Annotated in this window: 29 protein-coding genes and 2 pseudogenes; 25 read left to right on the forward strand and 6 right to left on the reverse strand. The window is 55.4% G+C overall.

Annotated elements, in window-relative coordinates; translation table 11 throughout:
• Positions 1–56: 56 nt before the first annotated feature.
• The 16 genes from DV706_RS22080 to DV706_RS14130 all read left to right on the forward strand — a co-directional run bounded on the left by DV706_RS22080 (position 57) and on the right by DV706_RS14130 (position 11,403).
• Complete coding sequence (locus tag DV706_RS22080) at positions 57–377, forward strand: hypothetical protein (protein ID WP_240756780.1); 321 nt, start codon at positions 57–59, stop codon at positions 375–377.
• Positions 378–628: 251 nt separating this feature from the next.
• Positions 629–1,465, forward strand: coding sequence for a hypothetical protein (locus tag DV706_RS14060; RefSeq protein WP_006065723.1), 837 nt, complete (start codon positions 629–631; stop codon positions 1,463–1,465).
• 57 nt (positions 1,466–1,522) lie between these two features.
• Positions 1,523–1,921, forward strand: a complete 399-nt coding sequence (locus tag DV706_RS14065; RefSeq protein ID WP_006065724.1) for a hypothetical protein — start codon at positions 1,523–1,525, stop codon at positions 1,919–1,921.
• A gap of 94 nt (positions 1,922–2,015) precedes the next feature.
• Positions 2,016–2,498 (forward strand): hypothetical protein, encoded by a 483-nt coding sequence (locus tag DV706_RS14070; RefSeq protein ID WP_006065725.1) that lies wholly within the window; start codon positions 2,016–2,018, stop codon positions 2,496–2,498.
• Positions 2,476–2,742, forward strand: a complete 267-nt coding sequence (locus DV706_RS14075; RefSeq protein WP_006065726.1) for a hypothetical protein — start codon at positions 2,476–2,478, stop codon at positions 2,740–2,742. The genes DV706_RS14070 and DV706_RS14075 overlap by 23 nt, the downstream gene beginning before the upstream one ends.
• Entirely contained in the window at positions 2,729–4,570 is a 1,842-nt protein-coding gene (locus DV706_RS14080; protein WP_006065727.1) for a hypothetical protein, read from the forward strand. Before DV706_RS14075 ends, DV706_RS14080 begins: the two co-directional genes overlap by 14 nt.
• A 9-nt stretch (positions 4,571–4,579) precedes the next feature.
• The gene (locus tag DV706_RS14085; protein ID WP_006065728.1) at positions 4,580–5,119 is read left to right on the forward strand and encodes a hypothetical protein; all 540 of its coding nucleotides are present in this window, start codon (positions 4,580–4,582) and stop codon (positions 5,117–5,119) included.
• A 122-nt stretch (positions 5,120–5,241) separates the two neighbouring features.
• Positions 5,242–6,471, forward strand: coding sequence for a hypothetical protein (locus DV706_RS14090; RefSeq protein WP_136350901.1), 1,230 nt, complete (start codon positions 5,242–5,244; stop codon positions 6,469–6,471).
• A complete protein-coding gene (locus DV706_RS14095; RefSeq protein ID WP_006065730.1) occupies positions 6,472–6,945 on the forward strand; it encodes a hypothetical protein in 474 nt (157 codons plus the stop codon).
• Positions 6,942–7,262 carry a hypothetical protein gene (locus DV706_RS14100; RefSeq protein ID WP_006065731.1) on the forward strand — a complete coding sequence of 107 codons (321 nt, stop codon included), beginning with the start codon at positions 6,942–6,944 and terminating at the stop codon, positions 7,260–7,262. The genes DV706_RS14095 and DV706_RS14100 overlap by 4 nt, the downstream gene beginning before the upstream one ends.
• 1 nt (position 7,263) lies before the next feature.
• A complete protein-coding gene (locus DV706_RS14105; RefSeq protein ID WP_006065732.1) occupies positions 7,264–8,496 on the forward strand; it encodes a baseplate J/gp47 family protein in 1,233 nt (410 codons plus the stop codon).
• Positions 8,496–9,140, forward strand: a complete 645-nt coding sequence (locus DV706_RS14110) for a DUF4230 domain-containing protein (RefSeq protein ID WP_006065733.1) — start codon at positions 8,496–8,498, stop codon at positions 9,138–9,140. The genes DV706_RS14105 and DV706_RS14110 overlap by 1 nt, the downstream gene beginning before the upstream one ends.
• Positions 9,141–9,143: 3 nt before the next feature.
• Positions 9,144–10,199, forward strand: a complete 1,056-nt coding sequence (locus DV706_RS14115) for a hypothetical protein (protein ID WP_049889731.1) — start codon at positions 9,144–9,146, stop codon at positions 10,197–10,199.
• Between the two features lie 45 nt (positions 10,200–10,244).
• Positions 10,245–10,520 carry a hypothetical protein gene (locus tag DV706_RS14120; protein ID WP_006065735.1) on the forward strand — a complete coding sequence of 92 codons (276 nt, stop codon included), beginning with the start codon at positions 10,245–10,247 and terminating at the stop codon, positions 10,518–10,520.
• A gap of 14 nt (positions 10,521–10,534) precedes the next feature.
• A complete protein-coding gene (locus DV706_RS14125) occupies positions 10,535–11,116 on the forward strand; it encodes a hypothetical protein (RefSeq protein WP_006065736.1) in 582 nt (193 codons plus the stop codon).
• A gap of 59 nt (positions 11,117–11,175) precedes the next feature.
• Positions 11,176–11,403, forward strand: a complete 228-nt coding sequence (locus DV706_RS14130) for an AN1-type zinc finger domain-containing protein (RefSeq protein WP_240756854.1) — start codon at positions 11,176–11,178, stop codon at positions 11,401–11,403.
• Between the two features lie 257 nt (positions 11,404–11,660).
• Here the strand turns inward: DV706_RS14130 and DV706_RS22085 are convergent, their stop codons facing one another.
• From DV706_RS22085 to DV706_RS14140, 3 genes and pseudogenes are all read right to left on the reverse strand, one after another.
• Positions 11,661–12,002 (reverse strand): hypothetical protein, encoded by a 342-nt coding sequence (locus tag DV706_RS22085; RefSeq protein ID WP_240756782.1) that lies wholly within the window; start codon positions 12,000–12,002, stop codon positions 11,661–11,663.
• A gap of 114 nt (positions 12,003–12,116) precedes the next feature.
• Positions 12,117–12,275: pseudogene (locus DV706_RS22500) on the reverse strand (HNH endonuclease); the annotation flags it as partial.
• Between the two features lie 279 nt (positions 12,276–12,554).
• On the reverse strand, positions 12,555–13,568 hold the full coding sequence (locus DV706_RS14140; protein ID WP_006065739.1) for a tyrosine-type recombinase/integrase: 1,014 nt from the start codon (positions 13,566–13,568) through the stop codon (positions 12,555–12,557).
• 424 nt (positions 13,569–13,992) lie between these two features.
• Between DV706_RS14140 and DV706_RS14145 the strand changes: the two genes are divergently transcribed.
• Complete coding sequence (locus DV706_RS14145) at positions 13,993–14,490, forward strand: hypothetical protein (RefSeq protein ID WP_006065740.1); 498 nt, start codon at positions 13,993–13,995, stop codon at positions 14,488–14,490.
• Here DV706_RS14145 and DV706_RS22090 read toward each other — a convergent pair.
• Positions 14,491–14,779 (reverse strand): annotated as a pseudogene (locus DV706_RS22090) (hypothetical protein); the annotation flags it as partial. It lies immediately after the preceding gene.
• Positions 14,780–15,396: 617 nt separating this feature from the next.
• On the opposite strand from DV706_RS22090, the gene DV706_RS14155 reads away from it, so the two are divergent.
• The 4 genes from DV706_RS14155 to DV706_RS14170 all read left to right on the forward strand — a co-directional run bounded on the left by DV706_RS14155 (position 15,397) and on the right by DV706_RS14170 (position 19,055).
• On the forward strand, positions 15,397–16,092 hold the full coding sequence (locus DV706_RS14155) for a CatB-related O-acetyltransferase (protein ID WP_006065742.1): 696 nt from the start codon (positions 15,397–15,399) through the stop codon (positions 16,090–16,092).
• Positions 16,093–16,686: 594 nt separating this feature from the next.
• A complete protein-coding gene (locus DV706_RS14160) occupies positions 16,687–16,986 on the forward strand; it encodes a hypothetical protein (protein ID WP_006065743.1) in 300 nt (99 codons plus the stop codon).
• Positions 16,987–17,318: 332 nt separating this feature from the next.
• The gene (locus DV706_RS14165; protein ID WP_006065744.1) at positions 17,319–18,008 is read left to right on the forward strand and encodes a helix-turn-helix domain-containing protein; all 690 of its coding nucleotides are present in this window, start codon (positions 17,319–17,321) and stop codon (positions 18,006–18,008) included.
• Positions 18,009–18,488: 480 nt separating this feature from the next.
• Complete coding sequence (locus DV706_RS14170) at positions 18,489–19,055, forward strand: DUF7344 domain-containing protein (protein WP_006065745.1); 567 nt, start codon at positions 18,489–18,491, stop codon at positions 19,053–19,055.
• A gap of 162 nt (positions 19,056–19,217) precedes the next feature.
• Here DV706_RS14170 and DV706_RS14175 read toward each other — a convergent pair whose 3' ends face one another.
• Positions 19,218–19,676 carry a hypothetical protein gene (locus DV706_RS14175; protein WP_006065746.1) on the reverse strand — a complete coding sequence of 153 codons (459 nt, stop codon included), beginning with the start codon at positions 19,674–19,676 and terminating at the stop codon, positions 19,218–19,220.
• Positions 19,677–19,858: 182 nt separating this feature from the next.
• On the opposite strand from DV706_RS14175, the gene DV706_RS14180 reads away from it, so the two are divergent.
• The 3 genes from DV706_RS14180 to DV706_RS22395 all read left to right on the forward strand — a co-directional run bounded on the left by DV706_RS14180 (position 19,859) and on the right by DV706_RS22395 (position 22,709).
• Entirely contained in the window at positions 19,859–21,037 is a 1,179-nt protein-coding gene (locus DV706_RS14180; protein WP_006065747.1) for a redox-regulated ATPase YchF, read from the forward strand.
• Between the two features lie 260 nt (positions 21,038–21,297).
• Positions 21,298–22,116 (forward strand): helix-turn-helix transcriptional regulator, encoded by an 819-nt coding sequence (locus DV706_RS14185; RefSeq protein ID WP_006065748.1) that lies wholly within the window; start codon positions 21,298–21,300, stop codon positions 22,114–22,116.
• Between the two features lie 329 nt (positions 22,117–22,445).
• Positions 22,446–22,709 (forward strand): class I SAM-dependent methyltransferase, encoded by a 264-nt coding sequence (locus tag DV706_RS22395; protein WP_006065749.1) that lies wholly within the window; start codon positions 22,446–22,448, stop codon positions 22,707–22,709.
• A gap of 246 nt (positions 22,710–22,955) precedes the next feature.
• Here the strand turns inward: DV706_RS22395 and DV706_RS14195 are convergent, their stop codons facing one another.
• Entirely contained in the window at positions 22,956–23,816 is an 861-nt protein-coding gene (locus tag DV706_RS14195) for a UbiA family prenyltransferase (RefSeq protein ID WP_006065750.1), read from the reverse strand.
• A gap of 130 nt (positions 23,817–23,946) precedes the next feature.
• Between DV706_RS14195 and DV706_RS14200 the strand changes: the two genes are divergently transcribed.
• The gene (locus DV706_RS14200) at positions 23,947–25,638 is read left to right on the forward strand and encodes a thiamine pyrophosphate-binding protein (RefSeq protein WP_006065751.1); all 1,692 of its coding nucleotides are present in this window, start codon (positions 23,947–23,949) and stop codon (positions 25,636–25,638) included.
• Position 25,639 lies beyond the last annotated feature (1 nt).

Below are 25,639 nucleotides of genomic sequence, written 5' to 3' on the forward strand. Positions count from 1 at the left end.
TTACTCGTGACGAGAACGGGAACGCCGTCTCAGAAGTCCTTCACGCATATTTTGAAATGCGGTTGGATCTCTGGATCAAGACGTACGACGACGAGCAGATCCGCATGGCCGATGAACCCCACTGGGGCGAGGAAGGGCGTGACGAGCTGGTGAACATGGTTCACGAGGTCTTTCTCCCCTACGAATATCGACCCGAACAATTCCACGAGGATACGTTCGAGTGGCAGGTTGGCGACGGTCTCTCTCGTTCGAAGCCAACTGAAGAACCCAACTGGTTCGAGACGGACCAGACGGTGACATTCCGCTACGTCAAGGAAGTCACCAACGACGACGTTGACACCCTCGAGTCGATCGAGCGCAACGTCAACGCGGAGTAGCTCTCTCGCTCTCCGTTTTTGCGGTTTATCTAATCTACAATATGGTTACTATTGGAAATACTATTCTACCCGGCGTACAGACTACTGTCCAGAGTTCGCGCTCTGTTGGCGTCAATGTCGGTTCCCCCGGTGAGACTGGTCTGGTTGGTCAGGCTGATCTCATCGATGGGACCGCTTCTGCTAATGAAGTTCACAGAATTACCAGCGCACCAGCTGCTGAGACGGTGTTCGGTCGAGAAAGCCCGCTTGCTGTGAACATCGGAAATGCGCTCGCAGAGGGCGCGTTCCCGGTCTATGCAGTTGCACCCAGTGGGTCGCTACCAGCAGACTATGAATCAGCGATCGACGCGCTGATCGAAGAGGAAGGCGACCGTCTGGATTTCATTGGACTTGTGGAAACCGACGAAGCAGTTGCAGGCTATCTCCATGACGCGGTGAAGGACATGGAGTCCAACGGAGATTTCGCTATTGCCATTGCTGGAGCAGACGTCGATCAAAACGACGTTTCGTCATACAGCAATTCGTTCGACTCCTCTCGAGTACAGCTCGTGTATCCAGCCACTGATGCTGACGGTGAGAGTATCATTGGTTCTTACATCGGCCTTCGATCCCGACTCGGCATGAACGCCAGTCCGATGCGCAAGCGCCTGTCGACTGTGCGTGATCTATCTGTCTCTCTGAGCCGTGACGAAATGGAGTTGCTCTCCTCGGAGCGAGTTAATCCGATCAAGAACGAGCGGGCTGGAGCGCTCGTCATCGACGATATGACGACGGTTGAGGATTCCAACAACGAGGAATCCGAGTTCCGACAGGGGATCTCCCGACTTGTCACTGACTACGTTACCGTGGTCGTGAACGATAACTCGGACACCTATATTGGCGAACTTCACACTCAGTCGTCTCGGAACGCGCTCCGAGAGACGATCAAGTCCGAACTCAAGGCACTTCTCGAGCTTAACGCTATCACCGGCTACAACATTGAGGTTGAGCCGATCAGCGCGATGGAAGCTCGCGTGAACGTGGGCATTGAGACGGTCAAGCCTCTGCGCAACATCCGCGCAGTGGTCACGGCAGGCGAGGTCGAATAAGCCAATCTCGTTTTTGAGCGCTTTTCGAGCGATTTGCAGTTACTACTTTAATCTTCTATGGTTGACAGAAAAGAATCAGCGGCAGACATTCGTGTGAACGTCGGTGAGGAACAGGTCCCAGTGGAACAGCTCAGTGTCAGCAAGGACATTGAAATTGAGACGATCTATGGTGCGGGCAACATCATCCCGTCCGGGTTCTCTATTAACCGGATCGAGTACGGTGGCAACATGACGATCAAGGGCAACAAGAAGGATCTCGAGCCGAAGTTCTTTGATGAGAACGGCGTTCCCAAAGTCCTGCCTGCCATCATCATTACGCACCTCGATGGCAGCCCAACGTCGTATGACACGGTTTTGGTGACGAATCAGGGCTACGAAGTTACGTCTGGTGAGACCACGGAAACGGCGTTCGAGTTCGTGGCAATGTCGAAAGACGGCGACACGAATCCACAGTAGGCGGTTCTGAACAGTAGCACGTCTTCGCTCCAGAAGGCGGGCGATCCCGCGTTTCCCCATTCAAGCGGTCTCTATATACGCAATTTAATTTACTATGAGTGACACTAACGAGTCAGAAAAGAGTCGATCGAAACTCTACGATATGGTTGTTCGCGGGAAAACCTACCGCGAGACACTGGATTTCGAAATGTTCGGCGAAGAGGTTGAGGTTGTTCTCCGGCCTCTCGTCGATGCAGAGTTCTTACCGATCACGGCGCTGATGCAGGAACTTCTCGACATTGACGAGGAGGAAGCTATTGAGCAGATCCGTGAGGCGAAAGAAGAGGCAGAAAAAGAGCACGGCGAAGGCGCACCCATTGACATTTCAGTGTTCGATGAAGATTTCGTGCTCTTGATGCAGAAGGCCGCGAAGCTCGGTATCGACGGAGAGTCAATGGGACACACCCAGGAGGAAGTCGATTTCATGGTTGAGAACATGGTCGGCGGATACTCCGTTGAGTTAGGCGGCGAGGTTCTCGATCTGGCGGGTGACATTCGAGACGCTGAGCGCTTTCGTGGAAGAGGGGCCAGCCGCTAACGTCTATCTCCTTTCAGCAAAGGCTGGCGTTCCCCTTGCGGTGACGCAGGCCGAACTGACGCCGCTCCAGCGAATGGTGCTGGAACTGAGCATGGTCAAAGAGCAGGAAGAGCAGGAGGCTGCGATGAACAGCGCCGGTTCCGGTTCTGGCAGCGGTCAGTTGAACAGTATGGCACGACCGAACGGCGGTGGCCGGACAGAGACAACTACTTATGTTAACGTAGGATCAGATGACCAAGAATAACGTACGAGTCACCGTCAATCTTATCGATAATTTCTCGGGCACTCTCGAGCGTCTTGAGCGGCGACTCGATAAGATTAGCAAGAAGACGATCACTCCCGAGTTCCACATCAAGGGCAAGGGAGACATCGAGAACCTGAAGCTCCGAATGGAGTCGATCGATGAAGTCATCGAGACGATGCTCCAGATTTTCGGTGACAGGAAAATTACGGAGACAAAGGCGAAGATTGAGAATCTGAGTGGCATCGAGAACGTCTACATCAAGACACACGACCATGAGCTGAACAAGACGATTGCCAAGATGGAGGCGCTGAAACGGAAGCGCCAAGTTCAGAATACACTGGCTGCACAGGACGACTTCTTAGGAAACATTGCTCGATCTAACCGTCGTGCTCGTCGAATAGAGGGAAGTGCGGTGCAGCCAACTCGAGAGTTTAATGTTGGGGATACGTCCGTCTTAGCGGCAGCTCAAAGACAGAGACGCCGACAAGAGGTTCGTAACCGCAACCTTGCGGCGAGCATCATTCCGAATGAACTGTTCGAGAATGTCATGTCTCGAGGAAGAGGCTCAGGTGGCGGTGGTCGTGGTCCAGGCCTTCCGGGACTTGGCGGTGGAGGCCGCGACGATGATGACGGTTCCATTTTCCGTAGGCTTGGGAAGGGCGCTCACAAATGGCTGATCCCGAAAGGGCAGCTATCGCAAGACCTCTTCGCGTTCATCATGCCGTTCATGGCGGTCGCATACACGGCCATCATGGGAATGGCTGCGACGATGGGTGCAACGGCAGCAGCGGGGCTATCCGTGGGCCTTCTTGGAATAATTGGCTTCGGCGAAAACGCTGCGGATAGCCTGCACTTGGCACAAGTCCGCTTACGCCTGTTCGGTCGTGAGCTGTTCAAAGTCTTCAAGCCGGTCACGAAGACGTTCGCGCCTGTCATGGATTCGTTCTTCCGACAAGCGCCTCACGCACTCGGTCGCTTAACCGGGAGCTTCCAACAGCTCATGGTCTTCGTCCCCGCGCTCCGTCGACATGGAGAGGGAATTATTAGCTGGATTGATGCGCTGATTCTGAAGACAGTTCAACTTCAGCCTCAAATCTCACAACTAACCTCTCGGTTCGGGCAGCTCATGGGACAGAAGCTTCTCGACTTCTTCGGGTGGCTCGTCGACGAGCTGTACGAGAATCAGAACGCGATCGTTCAGGTGCTGAGTGTCGGTAAGTCGTTCCTGATTCTGGTCTACCGTATCTTCATGCTCTGGGGCCTGTTGATCGGTGTACTCCAGCCCGTTGCAGATGTCATCTCGAGAATCGCGAACCTTCTGACTAACAAGTGGGTGGCTGGAATGGCCGCCTTCTTGGTCGTATTCACGGTCTTTATTGCGGCAATGACGAAGGCGCTGGCGCTCATGGCGGTCATGAAGACGATGGGACTCGCTGGCGCGTTCATTGCGATGATTGCGCCGATCCTACAGGCAACCGGCGCGATCTACGCTTACACGGCGGCCCTTGTGGGTGCGGCGAAGGCAAAGGCGCTCTTACTCGGTCTGACCGGTGTTGGTGCCGTTCTCGCAATTGCGGGTGCAGCAGCAGCCATGTCTGCTGTTGAAGGATTCACGTCCGACATTGACACTGGTGACCGGGGCGCTGGTTCTGGCTTTGGTGGCGGTTTCGGTGGGGCACCTGCGGGTGCCGTTGCTGGCGGAACGACGGTCATCAACATTCAGGGCGACGTTGGAAAGGACGAGTACAACAAGATGAAAGACGACTTCCCCGGACTCTACCGGCAGGAAGCTGACTACGATGTCGGCACGAAGAGACCGACCTTCTAAACCTAATATATGATCTCAAGCGCAATTAATAGCTTCAATTCAAGATATAACACGGCCCTGGATATACTAAGGAGTCAGTCTCCGTTTAGTATCTCAGGAAACGGCATCTATTTTGGACCCCATTTCGTTCCCGAGCGTATTCAGATCGGGAAGGAGCGGAACCTTGTGCGACACGCCAACTTCTGTGGTCTCGAGGATGTTTTCGAAATTCATGGAAAGAACCGTGAGATCCATGTCTCTGGCAAGTTGCGTCAGAACGAGCTGCAGGCATTTGAAAACGTACTCGACCACAATCAGACAGCGGACCTAATCACACCGGGATTCTCCGGTGAGATCCGCGTCGTAAAGGGCGAATACGAAGGACCGATCGGTTGGGACCCAATGACTGAGCAGTATTTGTGGAGCTATAATCTGGATCTCGTCAGTACCGGTCTCGACGAGGCTGGGCACCTCAGATTCTACAACAAGGGTGTCGTTGACGATGGGCGCTCTTCTTCTTCTTTCACTCCTGCCTCTGGTAGAACGATGGGCTACGGAAGGAGCAGCTAACTATGACTCAGAGTTGTGACTTTCAGAACGGCCTCGAGCTACGCTTCTTGCGGACGGGCGTCAAGCTTCGTGCGTACGAGGCAAGTGTTCGCCTTAGTCGCGACCGCTTCTCGTACGCCCGTGTGAAAATCTCGAGAGAGGCGGCGGCTCTGCTCGTCGATCGGCACGAAGAGGAGGGCCTCGAGTACGAGCCTGTAATCATCTCTGTTGGTGGAGTCGATCAGGGACGATACGTCTACGATCCAGAAGAGGTTCGAACGGTTCAGGGCGACCAGCAGGCGTGGGTGACGCTCAGTGATCCACTGACCCGACTTAATCGAACGACGATTACTCAGGTCTGGGACAGCGTGACCGTCGACGACGCTATCCAGAAGATCGTGGGTATGATCGATGATCCCCACAACGCAATTACACGGGTTGACTACATCGACGAAGGCGTTGAGGGCGCTGATTCATTCAACAATCGGGCGATCATCAACCAACTCGTCAATCTGAGTGAGGATGCGATGACAACCGCAGAAAGGACGCAGGGCAGCAACAGTCGCTTATCTCGGTTGCGCCGATTCGTTGAGAACTACAATGTATGGAAGATCGAGACGGCGATGGATCTCATGCCCTACGTCGATGCTCCCGATTATCAGGGCGGATTCGAGTTCGAGGATACTCCCCTACTTGATGCCTTATTCCAGGTATGCAATGAGTTTGGCTTGGTTCCGTGGGTGAAGACTGACGGAACGTTGTGGATCGGCCTTCCCGAACTCGCTGATACCCGAGTAATTCCGATCTACGGAGATCCCTCGATAGACAAGTACGTCATTCAGCAGTACAACGTCACTCGAGGGCACAGCCACGCTCACAAAGTGACGGCAAGGGGGTCTTCGTGGAGATACCGCAGCGCTGACCGGTCTACTGCAAATCTCTATCCAGAGGCTGAAGCGTGGGTGGGTGACGGAGACAAAGTTATCTCGTTCGATGAACCAATCAGGGTTCGATCTGCAACGGCGCTCGAACGATACGTCCGGGGTGTTCTCATCAATGAGTATGCTCGGTACAAGAACGGCAACATCGTCTTCAACGGAATTGCATCAACGGACAGTGTTCACTTGGTCGAGCTGGGGATCGGCGATTCGATCTTCGTGTCTCCCCAAATCGAGCAGCACTGTGACGACAACGTAGACGGCGGACACTTCGTCGTCAACGAGATCCAGCACGACATCAATACCAGGGTCGGATGGCAGATCACGGCGACGGTAGGCGGCCTTCCAGACGGTGACATTCAGTCGAAGGCTGTGATGGTTGATCGTCGTCGTGACATTGTGTACGACTCGATAGCGGACTTCGTGGAGGGATAAATGACGACATTAGGTAGAATTACATCTGTTACCATAGAGGAAGAGAGCAAAGACATCTACGTGAACGTGGCCGTGACGCCACGTAGCGAAGGTCGTCGGATGCGCTTCCTGACACCGGCCTCTGGTATGTGGATAGTGCCGAGGGAAGGCGACATCGTGGAGGTCACTGAAACAGACCGCGAATTTGTCGCTCGCTTCCCGCACAGTCCACCTTCGTTTAGTATTCCCACGGATTTGGGTCAGGGTGATTTCTGCTTCAAGTTCGACGATGAGACCGAGATTCGTGTACAGCGATCCAGTGGCAGTTACGATGTTCATATTACAGCATCTGGAAACGTGACTGTTGACGGTGACTCTATTTCACTCGGGAACGGGGGTGTCCCGCTGATAACGGATATTGTGGTATCGAAAGACGGCGATGGGAAAGTCACGAACGTGACACCCGAATTTACGCAAAAGACGAACGCAGAATGAAGGATATAGCGATTGACGAAAACTTTGAGATCATCATCGGGGCACGGAACGACCTCGAGATGGTTGAAGGACGGAAGCAGTTCGAACAGTCACTCTCTATCTGGCTAACTACGTTTTTCTATGAGGAAATTGGCACGTTCAACAGCTCTGAAGCGCTGAGTCGGGTAGAGTTACAGGTTGACAGAATTGCGAGACAGAACGGTAGACTCGAGGATATTTCTTCTGTGGTCGTTGAGCCAAGCGTTGATATTCCCGATGCAATTGACGTCTCTGTCGTCTACCTGACCGGAGAAACGTTTGGTCTAAATTTACAATAGAATGACAATCATAGACGGACAATTTCAGTCCGACAGTGCCAACGATATTCTCGATGCACTGTTGGAAGACGCAAAGGACTATTTCGGCGACGATCTGAACGACGAACAGCTGGCTGTTATTCGGCTCTTCTACCAGCCCATTGCGAACAGGCTGGCAGAAACTCAGGACGACATTGGACTGGTTCTCAGTTCTGCACAACTCGAGTATGCAGAAGGTATGGCACTGGACCTTCTCACGGCTCTAATCGGTGTTCGGCGTCGTGAAGCGCTCAAAGCAACTGGTGAGGCGACCTTCTCGCGCAATTCCGTGGGCGGCGTTGATTACACGATTCCTTCGGGAACGGTCCTCCAGACAGATGAGATCGACCCAGTTCGCTTCGAAACCACTGAAACGGCAGTTCTACCTGCTGGAGACCTGGAAGTCACTGTATCGATTCGCGCTACGGAGGGCGGTGCTCATGGAAACGTTGGCGCTAACTCGTTGACTGTCATGCCGTCGCCGCCGACTGGAATTGACGCGGTTACGAACTCACAGACCACTGATGGTGGTCGCGAAGAAGAGCTTGATGAGGACCTTCGAAACCGAGCAAAGAAGGATCTTGCTGAGGGATCTGCGGCCACTGCGCCAGCACTCCTCACGGCTATTGGTTCAGTTCCAAATGTTCGAAGTGTTAGCATTTTCATTAACGACTCTGGTGTTGACCTCACGGCAGCTGGCGGCCTTCCCGATCATTCGTTTGAATTGGTCGTGGAGGGCGGAGACGAACAAGAGATCGGCCAGATGATTATCGACAAAAAGGGTGCAGCTGATACGGCATATGGCGGTGCAAATGGCACTCTCGTCCAAGTGGAAGGTGAACTTCCGAACGGGCAGACGCACGAAGTCATGTTCTCGAGGCCGAACGTGGTCCAGGTGTACGTCGATATAGAACTCGAGGTTGACGACGAGTACGAAGGCGATGAAGCTGTTCGTGATTCGGTTGTCTCGTATATTGGCGGCTTGGCTTCGTCCGGGAATCCAGTTGAAGGAGGACTGGGCGTCGGTGATGATGTTCTGATCGGCAGGGTCCAGACCGCGATCTACAACGTTCGAGGCGTCCATGACGTAACGTCGCTGACCGTGGGCACTACAGATCCGCCGACTGGAACCAGCAACGTTGAAATTGCGTTTAATGAGCGAGCAACCAGTGACGCGCTGGATGGCTCGATCTCGATTACTCGGAGTGAGGCCTGATGTCTGAAAAGGAATTAAGCAACAACGGAGATGAAATGGCGCGGGAACTCCCCCCGTTCATGCCGAACGATCCCTCCAGCCCTAACTACGAACTTCTCGATGTAGTTGGACACGCCATTGATGCTCTCGAGGAGGACATCGTGGAAGTCACAAATGCAACGACTCCACAGAACGCAACTTCGATCGATCAGCTATTCGAGTTAGCGAAACTCGTCGATGTCAATCCAAAATCTGAGGACTGCATCGATAACTACCGTCCCCGTGTTCTGAATCGGTTCTCTCTCATGACCGGTGAAGGGACAATATCTGACCTTCTCGAGTCTATTGCGCTGATTCTCGACGTTAACATTTCAGCTCTTCAGTATAGCGAAGATTTAGAGAACGGTGTCGTCGTCATTGAATTTCCCCAAGCGGCGCTGGATTCGACAAATCTTGACCAAGATGAGCTTCGAGAAATTTTCAACGAGACAGTCTTTGCTGGCTACCGAGTCGATCTGACGTTCCGAGGCACATTCACGTACATTACGCCGGAGGACTACGACGACGCAGGCTTCTCGCACGACTCCGAACTCGGATACGATGGGTTAGACGAGTTTGGTGAACCGAACGGTAACGGTGGCACTTACTCTGGAATCTTAAACTGACATATGGCAAACTACATTTCTAATCTGAAAACCTGGGGTAGCTCTGGGGTGGAATATCCCACCGGATACAGCTACACAGATGGCGAACAGCCCGTTGATGAGTGGGATAACTTCTTCAATCACCACGCACAGAAGGATCTCGACCACTTGGTTTCTCTGACGAACACGCGCCTCGAGTCCGGCTCGGGATCGAACTATCCCGGAAGCCCAGAAGACGGCGAACTGTTCTGGCGTTCCGACAACAGCAGGCTGGCGATCTATGACCAGAGTGCCGCTGACTGGCGCGAAGTTGCATACCTATCTGAACTGGTGCAGACAGAAGCCGAGTTACAGTTGCTCAGTGATCGAGTTGACGACAACGAAATTGACATTGACAACATCGGTAATCAGATCAACAATCACGAGACGAGAACGGACAACCCACACAACGTCACGAATACGCAGGTTGGTGCGCCGAGTACCTCGAATTTCAACGCCCTTGGAGATGCTCACAACAGCGTTGCAACTGCTGTCAACGACCACCTGCCAGACTACAGTAACCCACACAACGTGAATGCGACTCAAACGGGTGCACTGCCTCTTGGTGGCGGCATTGTGACCGGCGATATTCAGCATGAGGGAATTTTTCTGAACGAGAACCGGGTCATCACGCCGCAGGTCTTCGTCGACGCGCCTGTTACTCACGACAAGCACGCAGTCACGAAGGAGTACGTCGATCTCAAGACGACTAACGGCGGCGGTGGCCCGTGGATCATGTCTGCTGGGGATATTAGCCGTAGCCCCAATACGTGGTATCAGAATCAGACAGATCATCCGACCGTTGTCTACGCATCGTTCAGCGATCGAGGAGGGTACGAGATTTCAATTTCACCCACCGTGGAACAGAACAACCTGATTCACTGGGACCTCAATTCGACCAACTCAGGTTTCAAACTGGGTACGCCGTTCATTGTTCCACCAGGGTGGTACTACGCGGTCGTGACTAACGAAGACATCACGAATCTCGTGGAATGGATTGAGTATGCGCTCATGATCGGACAGGATGTTGTGTACAACTGAGACGATTGAAGCGATAATTAGCGGCTATTAAATGGAGTTATTCAAATGAAGGAATACAATTCTGAAACTGGACAGTTCGTCGTTGTCGACGTAGATGGAAACGTCATTGGAAAAGCAGATGTTGGTTCGGGAACCCACCCCGTTTCCGATGAAGTGGACACGGAGAAATCGTTTGATGTTCTCGAGAGCGAAAACGAACACGTAGCAGAGTATCTCGAGTACAGCCCGGCTAACGCTAATCTGAATCCTGGTGGCGTAGGTGGGAAAGAGCTACTCGATCAGATCATGTTAGATACGCAGTCTGTTGAGGACGAAGAGTAGCAACTATCTCTCCAATGATTGACGACATTCTCTTTCAACAGGTAGCGTTAGGTATAGCGGTATTCGCAGCGTTCTACGTTTTCTATTACGTCTTTGACGGGGCGCTTCTCGGACCAGAACATTCCTACTGGAATGGATTCCGGGCAGCTGTGCTCCCTTCTCTTGACGGGAAGGCTCGAGAGTTGGGCCTCTTCACGGTCAACAGAGCTGTAAGCGCTGAGTATGCCTGTACGGTCAAAGCGCCACTCGAGGAGATTGAGACGTTCTTGCACGAGGCAGGATACGACAGAAACGTGCTGGCTGGCCTCAAGTATCGCGGTGATCGTGCTGACGAGGACTACGAAGTTACCTCGTGGGCGAAACGAGTCAGCGGCAGCCCACTGATCCCAGATGCGCTTGCCTTCTGGCAGACGCACGTCTGGGTGTTCGACAACCAGGATGGTACGTTCGATCTCTACGCGCACTATGAGTACAGCTCAATGAATCCCACAATCGCGTATCAGCATCTCCGTGCGATCGGAATGGATCGAGAACGGGGCGTCAAAGAGATCAAGCAGGATCTTATCGGTGATCCGTTCACTCACTATGTATTATAACAATTCCCGATTGACAATATTCTATGGCAAAATGCAGTGTCTGCGGAGAAGGTACCAATATGCCCTATACGTGCAACTACTGTGGGCGAGTCCATTGTAAGAAGCACAAGCTGCCGGAGAACCACAATTGTCCAAACATCGCTGAAACAAATACGCTCGGCCCTGAACTCAGACGGGGGCATCAGACTGCTCCTTCGAGTTCTAAATCAAAATTAAAGGACAGACGGGTGTGGATTACGGTTGCAGTCGTTCTCGTGGGACTTCTAACGGTTTTTCTACTGCTGTGAGGTTACAGGTCTCGTCAACCGAGTTGAAATTGGAATTGGCTTTTATTCTCAAGAACCAAGGCCGCGTAAACCCCGTGGTCGCGTTTTTTCCGAACCCCGAAAGTGATAGATCCTGAGTTCACGGTTTCCCCTACAAACTCCCCAGATACCTGGTACTCGGCTCTGTTGAAGTCCTCAAGTGATGATAGGTTTCGCGCGTCGTGCTGCATACAGAGGATGTGGTCAACGGTTAGTCACCGTTGATTTCACACCCTGAATCAGCTAATGGCCAGCTTCAGGATGACTATAGCGACAATGGCGGATAAGAAAATTTGCCAGTAGTTGATGAGGAGGAAGATACTGGCCACGATGATCAAGATCCCGACGGCATATGCAACAACACCGGGTTCTTGATCAGGATCAAGTTCAAACACAGAGGTCGGCTCGCGCTTAGATGGAAGAAGGTCGTCACCACCACAGTTATAACAGCGCTTGAGCTCGCCAGTTATGTTAGAGTACTTTAATGCATACGGCTCCGTTACGAGAACCTCACAGTTATCACAAGGTGTAGTTTTTGTGCGGTGCTTCTTCTCGCGTTGGTAGCGTTCCCAGTCAGACAAGGTCGACGATCTCCTCTTGGAATTTGAAGAGTTAGTCCAGGCAAGGATGTCGTGGTCGTGTTGATCGTTGTGACAGCTTGGACAGAGGGTAATCAGGTTCGAAAGCCGGTGGGATCCACCCTCAGAAACAGGCGTTTTATGATGTGCATGTAGTCTTGTATTCCCACCCGGTCCTCCTCTGGTTCCACAGATTTGGCATTTGTATCCGTCCCGTTTGTAGACGCGTTGGCGTCGTTCATCCCAGTCGTCTGGATATTGGTCGGTAGCGCTCACTCCTATAACCAATCTGGATGTTCTGACTGAAATGATATAATTCTTGAGGCCCTCGATGCCACTCTATTGGCTCAAATAGACACCGGATAGCCGTTTGATCAGTCCGTGGTTACGACCACGAATAGAGCGATCCCTCGTGGACGATACGCGCTGTGTATTCAGCACGCAGTTCGTATCCGCTCTGAAGGATTTCAACAGAGCCTGGTACTCCGTTTTTCTTGAAAGTGCGAAATTCAGGAGTTTCGGGCCACTATTCCTTACGCTGGCCTCCGGGCCAACTTACAACCGATCGACGTACTTCATTCGAGTCTCTCTCTCGTCCTCTTTTGTCTGCTCGTTATAGTGTTTCTCGAGAGTTTCGATACTGACGTCGCATCGGTCGCTGACCTTATCTTTGGGCCATCCGCTATTGAGGTGGTGTGTTATTGCTCCCCGGCGAATGGGATGCATTGATGTTGACGACGGACAGCCGAAGGCTTTCGCTTTTTTCTGAGCTGCTTCGCACGTCTCTATGTCTTTGTTATGCGGGCAGTCGTTCGTGTACACGCACGGGCGCGAGAAGGCCACGACGTTCTTGTACGCCCGCTGCCGCGTGAGGCGTTGGGTTCTCGTAGTGAAGAGTGGCCGCCGGTTGTAGTCGTCTCTCGCGTCCTCACGATGGACCTCGATGTAATCGTTTAGGACGCCAATCAGTTCTTCGGAGATCGTGACGTTGCGTTCTCCCTTGGGTCCGTTTTTGAGCGACGTTCCCTGCTCCTTCCGGTCGACGAACTCGAGCTTCCGTTCTGCGGGATAGAAGTCACCAATGTCGAGAGCGATAGCTCCTGAGATTCGACAGCCAGTCTCCCAGAGCGTGTAGAACAGCGCGTGTTGTCTCGAGGCATACTGGTAGGTTTCAAGATAGCCAAGAATCTCCTGTGCCGTCTGGAGCGTTATGTGTTTGTGGCTGGCTTGATCGGCTTCTGGGATCTGCGGTATGTCGATCTTCTCACCGATGCCCAGCTCGACGAGGCTGGAACTCTCGCACCAATTCACGAACGTTTTGATGTGCTTGACGTTGCTTTTGAACGTGGCGGGTGCGAGATCATCTTTTTGCCTGTTCAGTTTCCACTGCTCGATTAGGTAGCCGTCCATCTCTTGCATAGATTCGACGCCTTCTCGCTCGAGGTATTGGACGAAGTGTTTGGTTGGGTATTTGTAGGCGCGGTAGGCTGAGTGTTTGAGGGTAGCCTTTTTTGCTGTCAGGAAGTCGCGCCGTGCTTTGCGCGGGTGAACGTTTCGGTTGGGTGTCATTGATCGGGTTCTCCGATCACAGTCGGTCGTGTGTACTCACGCTGGGGTGTAGCGGTCGCACCGAGTGGCCACCTATCTGAGATTATGAATCCTGAAGGGGTAAAGTGGAAACGCCGAGCGACGGTTGCGAGGCGTTGGGTCGGGGGTTTATTTCGTGAGCCGTTAGGCGAACGAAAGGGTTCAAATCCCTCCGACCCCATTTCCTCACCGCACTCAACTTCGTGAGCGAGAGGTAATTCATTTACCGAATATGCACACGAGAACGGAAACGCTGAGCACTCGAGCTGGTAGCTTTGATGTCGAGTGCAACGTGTCTGCTCAGACTAAAGAAGAGATGTGAGTGATCGCATTCAGTGACTATCAATTGAACCACTAACCGGGTCTTTTGGCCCCAGATATGGCACATAGTCACATGCTGTCAGATATGGCAGATCAAATCGAAGAGGGGGGCATTGGTCGTAGCCGCCGGAGTGTGCTGGCGAGCGGTGGTCTGGTCTTAGCAGCAGCTGTTGGGGTGCCAATCGGAAGTACCAACGAACACGAAGATGCGTTCACCGAGGACGAGATCCTCACACTGTTCGAGATCGTAATCGAAGACGAGGGTGTTGAGGTGGCCGAACTGGAGGTTGAAGAAGAAGAGACGCTGGGTGCGGAGGTCCTTTCGTTCGACTACTACCCACTTGGTCCGACCGAAGATGAAATCATAGAGGAGATGGGCTACGTCACTGGAGCCTTCGCCGAGGCGGTCAACATGGGGCTTGAGGTTGAACGATTGGAAGCGACAGCGCTCGACATCGCAGGCGAACCCATCTCGGAATGGTATGTCGAGACTGAATGGACCGAGGAGTACAATGCAGGCGAGATGACTGCGAACGAACTAGCACTGGAAACGATGATGACGCTTGAAATGATCGATGAGTAGCTAGAACACATCTGCAATGGAGATATTCGCCCGCTCGGTTCCGCGGTGATCGCCACCGGAGCAGCGGGAGATCGCTCGAGCAAACCATCTTCTCTTTCAGCACAGTCAGTCCGCTGCGGCCGTGAGGCTTGGAGACGACGAAGCAGTACCAGCCGTCCGCCGGACGAAGCTTCCCGTGGTATGCTCGAGAGATCTTGAACTTGCCCGGCTGGCCGGTGACGTGCTCGAGCAGCGTCGATTTGATCTCGACTGGCGTATCGTTTCCGAATCGAGCATCGTGCCAGCTGGCGCTCAGAGCCGATGTTCAGTGTCTCAAACCGGTATGCAGCACCAACAGCTATCAGAAATACGTGCAGTTGTGTAGAACACAGTTGAGCTTGTGTAAAGCAAACGTTGTGAGGCACGGAAGGCGAACAAACAGCTGCCGTTGAGCCGTGAGCAGTCGTGAGACGACGGGTGTCGAGCCATCGAACGCTGGCTCGCTGTCCGTTCGTTCTGAAACTCGAGTCGCGAAATCGCTCAGCGTGCGTCGTTCTCGTTTCAGTTCCAAAAGCGATTCCGTGTCCGCATCTTCGAATCGACTCGAGTGAATGCGGCTCGAGAATCGGCCATAGACACGTCCAGCAGCTGGAGTGGGCTGTGGGAGCGATCGCAATCGGTAGCGTTCTGTTACTCTTGAATGTGTATGCTGAGTATATCACAGATTCAGAATTTGGGATTTATATGTGTTCGGTGAAATTTACAAGGCTGAGCTAGCCGTCTCGGACGGAGCGTTGGTGAGTAGCAAGCCTCCAGAACACGGTTTGACTGCGGGTAGCAGGAGCTTTTGAGTGATCGCAGAGAGAGACTGTACGCTGTAGCCAAATAAATCATATAAGAGCAGCAGTCGACGAGAGAGTGCCCCAGATGACACTCCAGACCATCGTGGAACGGTCACTGTCGATGCTCGGCTATCCGGCCGCGACACACGAACTGTTCAACCGGTATTCCGATTCGACGCAGCTGGATATCGCCCCATCGGCGCGAATTTCGATCGGGTGTTTGCTCCGACGGCAGGTAGAACTCGGTCCGCACACGCGACTGAGCCGTGGGTGCGTGCTCGACGGAGACGTGACTATTCGGAAGCGGACGAACCTCGAGCCGAACTGCGACCTCGTCGGAGATGTCGAGCTCGGAAAGTACTGTGCGATTGCCAGGGAGACGACGTTCCAACAAACGAACCACAAGACGTCGCAGCCGTCGATGCAGATCCGATTTTACGACGAAGTTCTCGACAGCGATCTACCGCCAACGGCGGAGGGACCGATCACAGTCGGCAACGACGTCTGGATCGGTACTCGAGCGACGATCCTTTCGGGCGTGTCAATCGGTGACGGCGCCATCATCGGTGCCGGCTCAGTCGTGACTGACGATGTTGAACCGTACGCCATTGTCGCTGGCGTTCCAGCTGAACGGGTCAAATGGCGATTTCCCAAAGCCATCAGGGAGAAGCTGCTGGATCTCGAGTGGTGGGAGTGGGACAGAGATGAAATCCTCGATAACCGCGAGTTCTTCGAACGCGAACTGCGAGAAGCTGAGGATATCCCGACGGTATCGATATAAATTCTACGTCTCGACACCGCGACGCTACGCACTCGAGTCGTCAGCGGTAATCTCGCGAGCGCAGCCATGCCGACGGGGCGACGAACGCATCGGCAACTGCACAGTCACGCCGACTGTACGCCAGGCGGACTGAACAGCGAACAGTTTGGACACCAGGTAGAGTTGTCGGTGCGTATTTTCTGTCTGCCACCACAGTCGGAGCAGCGCTCATCCGAGTAACGAACCATACACACCCGTGAGAAAAGCCAGCATATATCCCTTCCGGTTTAAATTCCGCCCCATCCAGACTGCATATAAGTTCAGATGCGATGACTAACACGAATGCTGATAACAGTCTCGATGACGGGTCTGCGGAGCGCCAGCCTGGTTGAGGTCGATACCACTCGGCAGTCCACTGTTGTCTCACGACACTGCCAAGCGATCACAATGGGGCTGCTTACCACTCACTCGAGACGTGGGCGACCGCTGTCTCGCTCGGCCTTGAGGCATCCGGAGACGACAGTTACAGCCGTGAACGAAGTGGTCGATGAATCGCGGCGACGAGTCAATTCACTGAGAGCGATCTATATAGCTGCTGGTCGCGTAACCGCCTCAATGAATCCTCGAATTCCCACGCGGATTGACGACCGCCAGCGGGATCACAGACCAGTCCGTACACGACTCGAGGACGCGACGACACGCCTCGAGCGGGCGGAGTCCCAGTTACAGGAGATGACCGCGCGACTGGATCAGGTCGAGTCCCGGCTGCAGTTGCTCGATCGGACAGTCCACGCCGTTGCCCGCCAGTCAGGTATCTCAGTTGGAGGTCCGTGTAACCGCTGTGAACGGAGCTGCCTCCTGATCGCTGATGGGATGATGCAGTGTCCGACCTGTGGCTACCAACGGTCGATATAGCGAGCGTCGCGACGAGAAAATCAAGACTGCTGGCCGTGCATTCCCTGTCGACCAAGTTGCAGGACTCGGTCAACTGAATATATGGCCACAAGACTCTTATAACTTTTTGGCACTGTCTATCACTGAGAACGATACAGCGTCTCACGGAGCGTAATCACAGGTGGATAACACGTTCGCTGTGAATAGGTCGCGAGTACAGTCCACCAGCCCTTCCCCGTGTTGTTGGACGTGCTCGTGACGTTCAGATTCCAGAAAAAGTCATCAAAACTGGATGGCGGGAAAGGCTACCGGAAACACAACGAGTCTATACGTCTTTGTGGTGGGTTGTCCTGATGACGACAGTCGTCGAACTCGAGATTCCGGCTGATCGACTCGGGGCTGCCCGGACGTTCGATCGGGTCCCGACGTTCCAGTGCCAGATCGGTGGAATGATCGGTGAGTCACCGCCGTTGGTTTGGGTGATTGGTCCGGATATCGACACCGTCCACGAGGCACTCGAAGCGGATCCATCAGTCGACGTGATCGCGAGTGTAACCGACAGCAAGCAGGGAGATCGGACTGTTGACGCGGACGACCGCGACCGCTGGTTGTTCCAACTCGAGTTCGGGGATGGTTTTAAACTGTTCCAGCAGATCGTCGCAGAAAACGATGGGGCCATTTTAGCAGCCCGCGGTGAGAGCGGCACATGGACAGTAAAACTCCTTTTTCACGAACGAGCATCGCTCTCGGAGTGTTACACGCTGTTCGGCCAGTACGAGTTCGACGTGGAGGTGACGCGACTTGCCGGAACGAACGAGTTTACCGGTGCCCAGACACCGCTGACAGAGACGCAGTACGAGACGATCTGTAAAGCCCACGAACTCGGCTACTTCGACATTCCTCGACAAATTACGCTCAAGGAACTCGCCGCGGAACTCGACATCTCACACCAGGCGCTCTCGGAACGGCTCCGACGGTGTCACGCCGCACTCGTCAGCGCAGAGTTGACCGATCGGATGAAACCAACAGCGATCGATCCGTAGCTTCTGTCCCCCGGTCTCGAATGCACATGCTCGGTGCTGAGCGAGAGGTGAACACATCACGGATATTCCCGGCGGCACACATGCATGACTGACAGAGACGCAATTTTCACAGCCCGGAAGCAAGATAATGAAAATCATCCAAATTAATGCGACGTTCGGTGGGCTTCTCAGAAGTCTTCTGTAGAAGAAGCACGTATCTACCGCAAAAGGTAGCTTTATTATTGGACAGATAGAAGTGTGTATCGTCGGCGTGGTAGCCGACCCCGCGATGCATACCGAATAACGGTACGCGCCGGAAGATCACTCGTACTCAATCACTGTGGCCACTCGTGGCTGTGTGGCCATCAACAGACGATCAGGAGGCCGTTCCCCACGGCCCACCCCTGTTTTCAAGACGCTTAGCGCGTCGCATCAAGACTGATCAGTTCGATGATTCACTAGACAAAATACTTACTTGTTCTCGCAGAGACAGTACTGACAATGGCGATTCTCATGTCCCGAACACAAGAGATCGATGACCAGCGCGTGTCTCGGGACGCCGAACCGGACGATCACCAACTCGACCTCGAGCCGGACGATATCTACCACATCTTGCAAACCCGTCGTCGTCGAGACGTGATTCGTTATCTCCACGCCGCTGATGGACAGGTTCGGCTGCGTGATCTCGCTGAACGGATCGCAGCCTGGGAATCAGAGACCGATGTCGAACACCTGACCTCGAGTCAGCGCCAGCGCGTCTATATTTCGCTGTACCAGACACATCTCCCGAAACTCGACACACATGGGATCATCGACTACGACAAGGACCGTGGTACAATCGAGTCGACACCGCGTGTCACCCAGCTCGTGCCGTATCTGACTGGACTCGAGACAACGACCGAACACGACCCCTGGCCACGTCGGTATGCAGGAACGGTGGGCTGTTGTGGGCTCGTACTCGCAGCGATCGCAGGAGGCATCGTCTCGCTTTCGTGGTTCGTCGCAGCGGTGAGCATTACCGTCGCCGTCACCGCAGTGACAGCGCTCCACGCCTATTCGGTTCGGTGAGTGACCTCCTCGAGGACGCGACTGAGACTGCCAGACAACACGATTCACGTACCGATCGCATGCGAACGGTCGTCGCCGACGGCGACGAGCCGTGAGACGCGAGCGGGCGGTTACTGACTGTTGTCTGGCAGTCTGAAACACACGGCGACAGTGCGACGACCGTCAATCGGCGCGGGAAACAGGGGTCGCCGTGTTCGGTTTGTCGCTGGTTGTCTCCTCGAGCGCACGGTGTGCGTAGAAGGCCACCGAGAAATCCTGTGGACTAGGAAGCGCACAGGCGAGCCATCCAATTCCGACTGCCGTCACGACCGGTGACTCGACCGGCACGAGACCACTGGCTCCGAGCCCGAAGGCGGGGACAGCGAGGAGCAATGGCGCGAGGGCGGCCACGCGAAGGATCGTGGTTGACTCGCGGCCAGTCGGTCGCGGGTGGACGGCTGCCCACGGACAGCTCGCCAGCAGACCGACAACACCGCCGGTCCGACCTGGAAAGTAGGTGATCGTGTACTCGACACCGGCGAGGCGCAAGACCGCTGCGTGAGCACACTCGTGGGCCACCAACCCAACGACGACTGTGATGGCAAGCACACACCCAGCAACGACCACAGCAGTTCCACTCATTGAGGTGCGGAAGATGGACACCGATTGGCACGATCGGGAGGAGTCATCTTACGCACTCGGTGGGAGGAGACGAAACTCAAAACCTGTCCGGCTTCATTCGTTCGGCTATTATACGGTCGCCCGGTGTGTCACCGAGCGCGGGAATCGAAAGACAGTTTGAACGGACGATGCTACAGGAAGGCATGCTTTCGATTGCGCTTGCCGGAAAGCCAAACGCCGGCAAGTCCACGTTCTACACCGCGGCGACGATGGCGGAAGTCGACGTCGCCAACTACCCCTTTACGACTATCGACGCGAACCGGGGCGTCAGCTACGTTCGAACCGACTGCCCCTGTCTCGAGCGCGACGAGCGCTGTAACGCCGACAACTGCGAGGACGGCAAGCGCTACGTCCCGATCGAGCTGTTAGACGTCGCCGGGCTCGTTCCCGGAGCCCACGAGGGGAAGGGGCTTGGTAACCAGTTCCTCGACGAACTCACCAACGCGGACGTGATCGTCAACGTCATCGACGCCTCCGGTGGCACCAATGAAAAGGGCGAACCTGTCGACATCGGCGCACACGACCCACTCGAGGACATCGACTTCGTCGAGGAGGAGATGGACCTCTGGCTGGCGGGCATTGTCGAGAACAACTGGGAGTCCGTCGAGCGAAAGTCCCGCTCGCCCGATTTCGACATCGACGACGTGCTTGCGGACATGCTTTCGGGCTTCGGTGCGTCGCCGACCCAGATCGCCATCGTCTTGCGAGATCTCGACTACCCAGACGACCCCATCCAGTGGGAGGACCACCATCGCGAGGCACTCGCCCGTGACGTCCGCCAGCGCACCAAACCGATCGTCGTCGCGGCGAACAAAATCGACGTCGCTCCCGAGGAGAACGTCGAGAAACTGCTCGAACTCGACAAACCCGTGATCCCCACCACCGCGGAGGGCGAACTCGCGCTCCGCCGGGCCGCAGAAAACGGCCTCGTCGACTACGACCCCGGCGACGAGACGATCGCAATCGGCGACGACGTCTCCGACGCCCAGCGCGAGGCCCTCGAGGGGCTCGCCGAAACGATGGACGCGTGGGACGGCACCGGCGTCCAAGCGGCGCTCGATTACGCCGTCTACGACCTCCTCGAGCATATCACCGCATATCCAGTTGAGGACGCCTCGAAGTGGTCCGACGGAAGCGGGAACGTCCTCCCCGACGCCTTTCTCCTGCCCGATGGCTCGACGCCGGTCGATCTCGCCTACACCGTCCACTCCGACATCGGTGACGGCTATCTCCACGCCGTCAACGCGAAGTCGAGTCGAGAGGTTGGGGAAGAGTACGAACTCGAGGAAGGAGACGTAATCAAGATCGTGAGTACTAACTGAAGCCCTTTCTAATAACTGGGCTCCGTTTGTTGTGTTTTAGTCGGATGCGGTGATCAGTACAGACAGCACAGTTTTCGGGTCAGAACGCTGTTTCTCCGAATGTTGTCAGGATTGGCCTGCTGAAGACAGGGGATAGATGCAGCAGAAACCCTTTCGAGGCACAACTGATTCCTCTCAGAAACGGTGTAGTGTTGCGCAGAGTAGTTACTTGTCGAGAACACCACCTACACAACCAATGTGTGGTAACATATACCACATTCATGGATGAGACAATCGATGATATCGAATACCTCGTCAGTTCGGAACATCGCGTCGGGGTGCTCGACGCACTGGCCGACGGGCCGAGCGACCGGGATGAGCTGCGCACCACAACGGGAGCGTCCTCCCCAACCATGGGACGAATCCTCACCGACTTTCAGAACCGCCACTGGATCGAACGAGATGGAACGCTGTACCAGCTAACCGGTCTGGGCGAGTTCGTCGCCAACCAGTTTGGAGAGTTTCGGAACGCGATGGCGTACCAACGGCAACTCCACGAGGTCTTGTCATGGTTGCCCCACGAACTCGAAGGATTCAGCATTGAGCTGCTCACCGACGTGGTAGTCTCCCAGACAGGATCTGGCTATCCCTACGAGCCTGTCGAACGTCTCACGGAATTCATCACGACGACGAGAACGATGCGCGGGTTCGGCATGGCACTACTCAAGTCGGGGAATCTGGAGCCATTTTTCGACCACGTCCTGGATGGCTTGGTGTGTGAATACATCTATCCGCCCGCCGTTTTTGAGGATCTCCTCAAGTGGGACGAAAAAACAGTCCTGAATGCAGTGAGACGCGCCAACTACACTGTCTTGCTACACGATGATCTTCCGCTTGACGAGCGGTGTGGTATCTGCCTGTTTGATAGCTATGTTAGCATCTGCTGTTACAATCCGGAGACAGGGACGCTACAGTCACTTGTCGACACTGGGAGCGACGAGATGCGTGCCTGGGTGGACTCCTATTACGAACAGTTCCGAGACGAGGCTCAACCGCTCAATGACGCAACTGACCTACTCTCGGTCGATTCAATTCAGTGACCAATGTCGTTCGACTCGGATTCATCTCGGTGATCATGTTTTCACAATATGAAATATTTCACTAGGCATTTACACTTTCATTCGAGCCGTACCTGTCTCGTGGTGAACGCTCATGACCAATCACGCAAGTCAATCAGCTGGCTGGCAGGTCGAACAGAGCGCTTCCGAAGCCTATGAACAGTATCTCGTGCCGCCCATGTTCGCGCCATTGGCTGACCGAAAGATCGAGACTAGTGGTGTTAACGAGGGTGATAGAGTCTTGGACGTTGCGCGGGACCGGTATCGTGGCACGGCGTGCTGCGTCCCGGGTGAGTGAGAGTGGATCCGTCGTGGGACTCGACATCAACGAAGGAATGCTTGCAGTAGCTGCGGAAATCGCTGCAGACCTTCTCCATTCGATCGAGTGGCGACAGGGCGACGCAACCGAGCTTCCGTTCTCCGACGAGAGTTTCGACGTCGTTTGCTGTCAACAAGCCCTCCAGTTCTTCGACGATCCTGGCGCACCAGTTCGGGAGATGCGTCGGGTTCTCGAACCAGGCGGACGCGTGGTATTGAGTGTCTGGCGACCGCTCGACTACCAGCCTCGCCGTTAGCTGAATCGATCACGGCCGTCAAACGGGAGGTGCGAGACGAACTGGTTGGTGAGATCGAGGATGCATTACAGACGTATCTTGACGACAAAGGAATCGTCTCGCCAAGTGAATCATACGTCGTCATTGCAGATCGGTAGCAGAGGCAGACGATTTATCCGTACTTTCTATTCAGCCCTACCCTATCAAAATAATTGGAATACGTCGAACTCGCCGATCAATCGGCCCCACTCTCTCGCAGTTTCGATGTTACCCGAGTCCCGCCAGCGGCTCGAACCAGACGGCAGCGACGAGGACGGCCAGAAACACGTACGAGCCCCGAATGAGTAACATCGTTGCGATCTCGGGCGTGGCCCGGCGGGCGACAAACCCAACCGCGGCAAAGGCAAGCGCCGCGAGCATCGCCGTCGGGGGGAAAACTCGAGTCACGGCGAGGCCGACAACGGCGAGCAACGCGGCCCCCATTAGGCCGTAGGCGAGCGTATACGCTCGCTGTGGGCCAATCAGTACCGCGACGGTTCGTTTGTCGATCGAACGGTCGTACGCGTAGTCCTGTGCGTCGTCGATCACCTTGATTCCCGAGAGAAGCACGAGAAAGACGAGCGCGAAACCAAGCGGAACAGCGGCGAGCGTCTCGGTTTGGACGTAGAACCCACCAAGCAAGGAGAGGGAAATCCCGAGCGGGTAGCCGATCGTCGCTGTCACGGGGTTCATATCGAGCTGGGGGGCGTGATAGTAGGCGATCACCCACGTCGGCACCACCAGTGCGACGGCAAGCCAGTCGACGAAGACGAACAAGAGGAAACAACACAGCGCGAACACCGCTGTCGACAGCACAAGTGCAACCCAACAGCCGCGTTCGGTCAGCGGATGGTCGTCGTCCTCACCACGAATATAGAAGTCAACGTAACCGTCTTTGACGTGAGCGGTGTAGACCGCCGCGAACATCGCGACGACGTGGATCACTGCGAGCGTCGCCTCGAGACTCCCCGCCAGAATCGCCCCGAACAGCGACGCTGCAAGCGGCGGCGTCATGAAGACGGGATGGACCTGCGACCAGAACGCCCGCGCGGTCGCGTCGATACCGCGGTCGGCTCTCGCGAGGGCCATGGCTCGAGCGACAACGAACGGCGATATAATACCCTGCCCGGTATGGCACTCGATGCAATCGGCAGCCGACGATCGCGGGTCGTTCTCCGAAACACACAGGTTGATGTGCGGTCACGTATCACAGTCTGCCATGACGGGTAACTACACTGGTGCCGATCTCTTCACTGACGCACTCGAGTCCTACGGCGTCGACTACGTTTTTGGCAATCCGGGGACGACGGAACTACCGATCATCGAGGCGATCGGGACGAGTGACCTCGAGTACGTCCTCGGATTACACGAAGACATCGCCGTCGGGATGGCATCAGGCTACGCCCAGACGCGACGGTATCACGCCCACCACGACGACTCGATCACGCCCGTCGGCGTAGCGAACCTCCACATTGCGCCGGGACTGGCTCACGGCCTCGGCAACCTCTATGCTGCCAAGATCACCGGCGCGCCGCTGGTCGTCACTGCGGGCAACCACAGCACCGACTTCCGTCACGAAGAGCCCATTCTGAGCGGCGAACTCGTAAGTATGGCCGAGCAGTTCTGCAAGTGGTCCGACGAAGTGCTAAACGTCGCTGCACTGCCGACGATGCTCCGGCGAGCAGTCCGGGTCGCGATGACGCCACCGACTGGCCCCGTCTTCCTCGGTCTCCCGCTCGACGTCATGCTCGCCGAAACCGACGCTGAACCCGAACGGCTCGGCGCGATCCCCAACGCCGGCAGCGGCGACCCTGCCCAGCTCGAGCACGCTGCCGACCTGCTGGTCGAGGCCGACAACCCAGTGCTGGTCGTCGGCGATCACGTTGCACGATCGGGTGCAGCAGCCGTCGACGCGGCGGTCGACCTCGCGGAAGCGACCGGCGCTCGTGTCCACGGCGAAATCCTCGCCTCCGAGGTCGACTTCCCGACCGACCACGACCAGTGGGTGTCTTACATCCCGCCGGACGAGGACCTCGCCAGGATGTTGCTCGAAACCGACACGGTCGTCTTCGCCGGCTGTTCGACGAACACGACGCTGACGCGCCACGAGGAGGCGCTCGTCGACTCGGAGACGACCTGTATCCACCTCAGCGACGACGACTGGCAGGTCGGCAAGAACCAGCCCGCCGACGCGGCCATCGTGGGCGATCCCGGCCTGATCCTACAGGGGCTGCTCGAGCGCGTTCAGGGTCGTATTTCCGAGGCGACAGTCGATGAGCGACTCGAGCACGTCGCGGGGGTCAAAGAGATGGCAGCCACAAAGCTGGGCAGTATCGGCACTGGCGACGCCGAGGACGATCCTCGAGTTTCGAAAGCCGAACTCGTCGATGCGATGGAACGCGCGGCCGGAGACGCGTACGTCGTCGACGAGGGCATTACCTCGAAGTACGCCATGCTGGCCCGCTGGGACCTCGCCCCCGAACAGTACATCTCGAACAAGGGTGGCGGCCTCGGCTACGGCCTCCCCGCGTCCGTGGGTGCAGCCATTGCCGAAAGCCAGCGCGACGACCCTCGCGACGTCGTCGGCTTCATCGGCGATGGCTCCTACCTGTACTACCCCCACTCAATCTACAGCGCGGCCCGCCACGGCGTCGATCTCACCGTCGTCATCTCGGACAACCGTAACTACCGCATCCTGAAGGACAACACACTAAAGCTCATGGGCGGCGCGGAGGACGACTACGCGTTCACCGGCATCGACTTCGAGCCAGCCGTCGACTTCGTCCAGAACGCCCAGAGCCACGGGGCTCGCGCCGAGCGCATCGAGACGCCCGACGAAATCGAGGGAGCGCTCGAGGAGGCACTCGCGAACGACGGCGTCGACGTGCTCGACGTGTTGGTCCACGACTGAC

This window comes from Natronorubrum bangense, assembly GCF_004799645.1.
Taxonomy (GTDB): Archaea; Halobacteriota; Halobacteria; order Halobacteriales; family Natrialbaceae; genus Natronorubrum; species Natronorubrum bangense.

What these genes read in the sequence shown, in the direction of transcription:
- DV706_RS14160 (WP_006065743.1), top strand. Translation starts at nt 16,687, where the DNA reads ATGAATCCTCGAATTCCCACGCGGATTGACGACCGCCAGCGGGATCAC.
- DV706_RS14080 (WP_006065727.1), top strand. Translation starts at nt 2,729, where the DNA reads ATGACCAAGAATAACGTACGAGTCACCGTCAATCTTATCGATAATTTC.
- DV706_RS14095 (WP_006065730.1), top strand. Translation starts at nt 6,472, where the DNA reads ATGACGACATTAGGTAGAATTACATCTGTTACCATAGAGGAAGAGAGC.
- DV706_RS14100 (WP_006065731.1), top strand. Translation starts at nt 6,942, where the DNA reads ATGAAGGATATAGCGATTGACGAAAACTTTGAGATCATCATCGGGGCA.
- DV706_RS14140 (WP_006065739.1), bottom strand. Translation starts at nt 13,568, where the DNA reads ATGACACCCAACCGAAACGTTCACCCGCGCAAAGCACGGCGCGACTTC.
- DV706_RS14165 (WP_006065744.1), top strand. Translation starts at nt 17,319, where the DNA reads ATGACGACAGTCGTCGAACTCGAGATTCCGGCTGATCGACTCGGGGCT.
- DV706_RS14105 (WP_006065732.1), top strand. Translation starts at nt 7,264, where the DNA reads ATGACAATCATAGACGGACAATTTCAGTCCGACAGTGCCAACGATATT.
- DV706_RS14070 (WP_006065725.1), top strand. Translation starts at nt 2,016, where the DNA reads ATGAGTGACACTAACGAGTCAGAAAAGAGTCGATCGAAACTCTACGAT.
- DV706_RS14180 (WP_006065747.1), top strand. Translation starts at nt 19,859, where the DNA reads ATGCTTTCGATTGCGCTTGCCGGAAAGCCAAACGCCGGCAAGTCCACG.
- DV706_RS14085 (WP_006065728.1), top strand. Translation starts at nt 4,580, where the DNA reads ATGATCTCAAGCGCAATTAATAGCTTCAATTCAAGATATAACACGGCC.
- DV706_RS14130 (WP_240756854.1), top strand. Translation starts at nt 11,176, where the DNA reads ATGCCCTATACGTGCAACTACTGTGGGCGAGTCCATTGTAAGAAGCAC.
- DV706_RS14200 (WP_006065751.1), top strand. Translation starts at nt 23,947, where the DNA reads ATGACGGGTAACTACACTGGTGCCGATCTCTTCACTGACGCACTCGAG.
- DV706_RS14110 (WP_006065733.1), top strand. Translation starts at nt 8,496, where the DNA reads ATGTCTGAAAAGGAATTAAGCAACAACGGAGATGAAATGGCGCGGGAA.
- DV706_RS14155 (WP_006065742.1), top strand. Translation starts at nt 15,397, where the DNA reads ATGACACTCCAGACCATCGTGGAACGGTCACTGTCGATGCTCGGCTAT.
- DV706_RS14120 (WP_006065735.1), top strand. Translation starts at nt 10,245, where the DNA reads ATGAAGGAATACAATTCTGAAACTGGACAGTTCGTCGTTGTCGACGTA.
- DV706_RS14170 (WP_006065745.1), top strand. Translation starts at nt 18,489, where the DNA reads ATGGCGATTCTCATGTCCCGAACACAAGAGATCGATGACCAGCGCGTG.
- DV706_RS14195 (WP_006065750.1), bottom strand. Translation starts at nt 23,816, where the DNA reads ATGGCCCTCGCGAGAGCCGACCGCGGTATCGACGCGACCGCGCGGGCG.
- DV706_RS22080 (WP_240756780.1), top strand. Translation starts at nt 57, where the DNA reads ATGCGGTTGGATCTCTGGATCAAGACGTACGACGACGAGCAGATCCGC.
- DV706_RS14175 (WP_006065746.1), bottom strand. Translation starts at nt 19,676, where the DNA reads ATGAGTGGAACTGCTGTGGTCGTTGCTGGGTGTGTGCTTGCCATCACA.
- DV706_RS14065 (WP_006065724.1), top strand. Translation starts at nt 1,523, where the DNA reads ATGGTTGACAGAAAAGAATCAGCGGCAGACATTCGTGTGAACGTCGGT.
- DV706_RS14115 (WP_049889731.1), top strand. Translation starts at nt 9,144, where the DNA reads ATGGCAAACTACATTTCTAATCTGAAAACCTGGGGTAGCTCTGGGGTG.
- DV706_RS14185 (WP_006065748.1), top strand. Translation starts at nt 21,298, where the DNA reads ATGGATGAGACAATCGATGATATCGAATACCTCGTCAGTTCGGAACAT.
- DV706_RS14145 (WP_006065740.1), top strand. Translation starts at nt 13,993, where the DNA reads ATGGCAGATCAAATCGAAGAGGGGGGCATTGGTCGTAGCCGCCGGAGT.
- DV706_RS14125 (WP_006065736.1), top strand. Translation starts at nt 10,535, where the DNA reads ATGATTGACGACATTCTCTTTCAACAGGTAGCGTTAGGTATAGCGGTA.